1 protein-coding gene is annotated in these 696 nt (G+C 55.2%); it reads right to left on the bottom strand.

Annotated features, from left to right (window positions below; all coding sequences use genetic code 11):
- On the bottom strand, positions 1-620 hold a 620-nt coding region (locus CKO31_RS26295; RefSeq protein WP_200243936.1), incomplete at its 3' end, for a hypothetical protein.
- Positions 621-696: the final 76 nt, after the last annotated feature.

Here is a 696-nt window from a genome sequence, read left to right as displayed (position 1 = left end):
TCTACTTCCACCCCGTCGTTCTCGATCCAAACGAATTGCACCATTTCGTTGATGATCTGATTCACTTCGCGGGCCGATCGTTTCTTTGCTCGCGCCAGAAACAGCATTCCGAGATAATAGGACCAATAACCGGCCGCGGCCGCCGCCAAATACCCGGAATAGATCATCAATGGCAAAACGATCACATTGATGCTGTCCATCTTCAAACGCTTCTGTCGAACCAATCCCTTGTACGAGCGCTGCAGTATAGGTAAAGTCAGTACCGAGAATATCGCGATACTAGGCAGATTCAGCACCGGCGCCCAAATCCCCAAAAGCGCCAGAGGCAAGGCGACACTGCTTGCAGCGAAATAGCGGCCGGACCACTCCTCGATTCTGATGATATCGGCTTCTTCTATGGCCAGCGCAGAATGCCTCGACACTAGCGCCCCACAGAACTTCTCAGCTAGGTTGCCGACGCGATGACGTCCGTTTTCGCCGTGCTTTCGCGCAAATTCGGGTTCTTGCCGCCTCGTGCGCAACAAGCACCGACTGTTCTGCTTTGCTCGCGCGCGGCGAGCAAAGCCAGTCGCCACGTAGGCGATACCGCCGCCGGCAATCACTAAGACTGTTGGAAACACGCAATTACCCCAACGATTCGTCAAGAGACCGCCGAATCTCGGGAGGAAGATCCAGGCGGGCCGGTAGCGCAAAGAA

Origin of the sequence: Thiohalocapsa halophila (assembly GCF_016583825.1) — a bacterium.
In the GTDB taxonomy this organism is placed as follows: Bacteria; Pseudomonadota; Gammaproteobacteria; order Chromatiales; family Chromatiaceae; genus Thiohalocapsa; species Thiohalocapsa halophila.
The sequence above is the reverse complement of the archived record's forward strand: the minus strand, read 5'-3'. Positions and strand labels throughout refer to the sequence as shown.